Raw genomic sequence first — 2,910 nt, forward strand, 5'->3', positions numbered from 1 at the left:
AATTAACAGACAATACAACACCAGCAAAGTTTTCGCCCATTGTATCAATCATATCAGCCAGAAGGTTGACACTACTTTCATGCTTAGGGTCAATGAGTGTCTGTGCCCCACTAATATTGACAATATAGTGCTGCATATCCATCTCCGTTAAGTCAGGACGTCTCTTCAGTAATTGCTTACAGCGTTTTCCGTTATTGACAATATCAGCTGAGACAAGTGAAAGAACAGAGAATATCTGAACATTTAACAAATGAGGGGCGTTCTTCAACCCTGAGAAGTCAAATGTTACAACTTGCTCTGAAGAAATATCTTGAAATTCGGTTGTTCCCTCGAAAATTTCTGCGTTTGTTGTCAATAGTTCGTTAAACGTATTGTAAATACGCTTAACAGCCTTGTGTTCGGCTTTATCCGCACTAGTTTGTTCCAGTCGACGTTTGTAGGCATCAACAAACAAAATAAAATCAGACAGAATAGGATACTCTTCCTTCACAATATCCGTCGCTTTCAGTTTTTCTGGATTCAATGAAGGATTTCGAGCCCACAAATTTTCTTCAATGTAAAACTCATTCAGGAGAGTTCCAAATGTGATTAAATCGTCTCCTGTCACTTCATTATTCAGAAGTTTATAGATACTCTTCAGTTTTTCGATATGAAGGTTGTAAGATTTTTTCTTATCGATTTCAGTTCCTGCTTCATTGGTTACTGTTGGAAATACCTGGAAAATATTGATACGGTTAGCTTCACCTGATAAATCAAGAATCAATCCATGTTGTTTTCGTGTCTGATCAAGAAACTGGCCAGTAGCATCAAAGTTACGAATATAATGCCCCTTCGCATAGAGACCGTCTGTGTGTTTCATAAGAAAAGATCGTTGTCCCATCTTTGGATTTCCAGATAGGATCATAAAGGATCGTGTTCTTTTCTCGTCACGTTCTAGAAAATTGAAATTTACCGCTCCGTTCGTTGGAGTCCATCCAAGATAGAAGCCTTTCTCATCTTCTAGCTTCGTATGATTAAAGAAATATCCACCAGCTATTGAGTGAGCTGGAGTCGGTATCCCTCTTCGATGATTGGGCAAATCAATCTGATATTCGGCTGGAATAAATGGAGCATGGTATTCAAAATCTAATTCTCCAGACAGAATAGTGGATTTGAATTTCGACGTTTTGTCTTTGACTTCTTCAACCTTCTTGAATAACTCTTCTTTGATTGATGCAAACACAAAGACACGAATATACATCCCATACATAGCTATATTCCGCTTATCAATTTCACGGCTTAGTTTATTAAGATTGTCAATCTCATCTAGTTCTTTCCGATTATTGGTTAGTTTGCTATTGTTTGTAATCCGTGTTGACTTCTCTTCAATAGAGTCCTCAATCTCTTTTTGAAGCTGTCTATTATCCTCCTTGTACAGTGACAGGAAGGAACGTGTTCCAGGAAGCAACAACAATTCAGAAAGCCAAAAACGATCCATTCCTTCAGTTGGATACTCATAATAGTGTAAGACCGTATGGCATCCATCTCCACTTATCCAGAAACGATCATCCTTTTTAAAATCAATATTTCCTTGCGGTTGAATCTGGCTAAGGAAAGCAAGGTCATATCCTTCATTCTTTAATTGTCTTTGTCTACGTTTTGATAAATCAGGCATGCTATCTCTCCTACACTTTCTCATTCATATTGTTGTATTGCTTTATAATCTGAATTTTCTTCCTGTAGCTGATATCTTGTGGAACAAAATCATTATTTCCATAGGTTTTAGCCTTACGAACCAATTCGTCCAATTCGGTTGTTGTAGGTGCAAATAGCCACAGTATGAACTCTGTATTATAGACTTCTTGTCGGATGCTTTCTTCAACTTTAATTTGGCTTTGAAGCCAAATTTCACGATCCTTGAGTTGTAAAAAACGTCTATCATTTATTGATAACTTAGACATTTCTTGTCGCACTAAATCCAAATGATGGCGCAAGTCAGAAATTTGCGTATCTGTATTTGTTGGTAAAGTTGTCGTCTCCACTTGGATATTCGATCCAAATCGAGTCAACCAGGTTTCAAAATTTTCAATGGTTCTCATAACCTCGTTATAAGACATCGATCCTAAATCTTTACCTGGTATCTCCATCAGCTGCAAGTAGCCATAATCAACTAACTGGATATAAGCCTGGCTGTTTGGAATGATTGATTTTACATCTAACAACTCAACGCAAGAATGTAAATCAAAATATTCCTGCGTTTGTTTCTTTGTTTCTTGAAGACGTCCCAGAGGGCGTTTCTCGTTTTTTGAGGGTTGAATTTGTTTAATCGCCATTATGGTTTTCTCCTTCTGATATAATTCAAGCTAATATAACGTTTTCTTCTTCGTCTGAAGAAAAGAAACATGCTGTGCCAATTCTTTTTGCCACCGTTAGCTGGTAACACCAGATACAAACTCAGAACTGGTGTTAAAAAAATGAATGCGAACATCTGTATCCACTGGCTTTTGGGAAAGATTTTTAAGCCAACGCTCAAAGCGATTACTCCAGTAATTCCTACAAAAGCAATATCCAGGATAAGAAGGCCTATAATCTTGACTTTGGCATAGATATCTCTAGGTACACCGTATTTTTCACTGTACATTGATTTCTCCTTTACATTTGTTTTGACACTCACATTATAATGAATAATCGAAAATATCTTTTAAAGGGACAATAGCATTTTCACCATCATCCTTCAGGAAAGAATTGTACAAAAAGTTATATACTTTTTTGAACAATAAAAGAAGCCTCAATCTTGAGACTTCTTGACTAAATCAAAGAATGATTCTTCAGAAAGGAAAGTGATGGATTGACCGTCTGATATTCTTCTAAGCGCTGCATCATGCTTTTTAGACCGTTTATCTGGATCAAAAAGATCCAACTGCTTGTGTC

3 protein-coding genes are annotated in these 2,910 nt (G+C 36.9%); all 3 read right to left on the reverse strand.

Annotation, left to right across the window (positions count from 1 at the left end; genetic code table 11):
• The coding region (locus SORDD24_RS02905; RefSeq protein WP_061407254.1) for a virulence factor at positions 1–1,654 on the reverse strand (1,654 nt) is incomplete at its 3' end.
• A 10-nt stretch (positions 1,655–1,664) separates the two neighbouring features.
• Positions 1,665–2,312, reverse strand: a complete 648-nt coding sequence (locus SORDD24_RS02910; RefSeq protein ID WP_000985686.1) for a hypothetical protein — start codon at positions 2,310–2,312, stop codon at positions 1,665–1,667.
• Positions 2,312–2,620 carry a DUF5592 family protein gene (locus SORDD24_RS02915; RefSeq protein ID WP_061407255.1) on the reverse strand — a complete coding sequence of 103 codons (309 nt, stop codon included), beginning with the start codon at positions 2,618–2,620 and terminating at the stop codon, positions 2,312–2,314. The genes SORDD24_RS02910 and SORDD24_RS02915 overlap by 1 nt, the downstream gene beginning before the upstream one ends.
• Positions 2,621–2,910 lie beyond the last annotated feature (290 nt).

Source organism: Streptococcus oralis (genome assembly GCF_001579175.1).
GTDB lineage: Bacteria > Bacillota > Bacilli > Lactobacillales > Streptococcaceae > Streptococcus > Streptococcus oralis_O.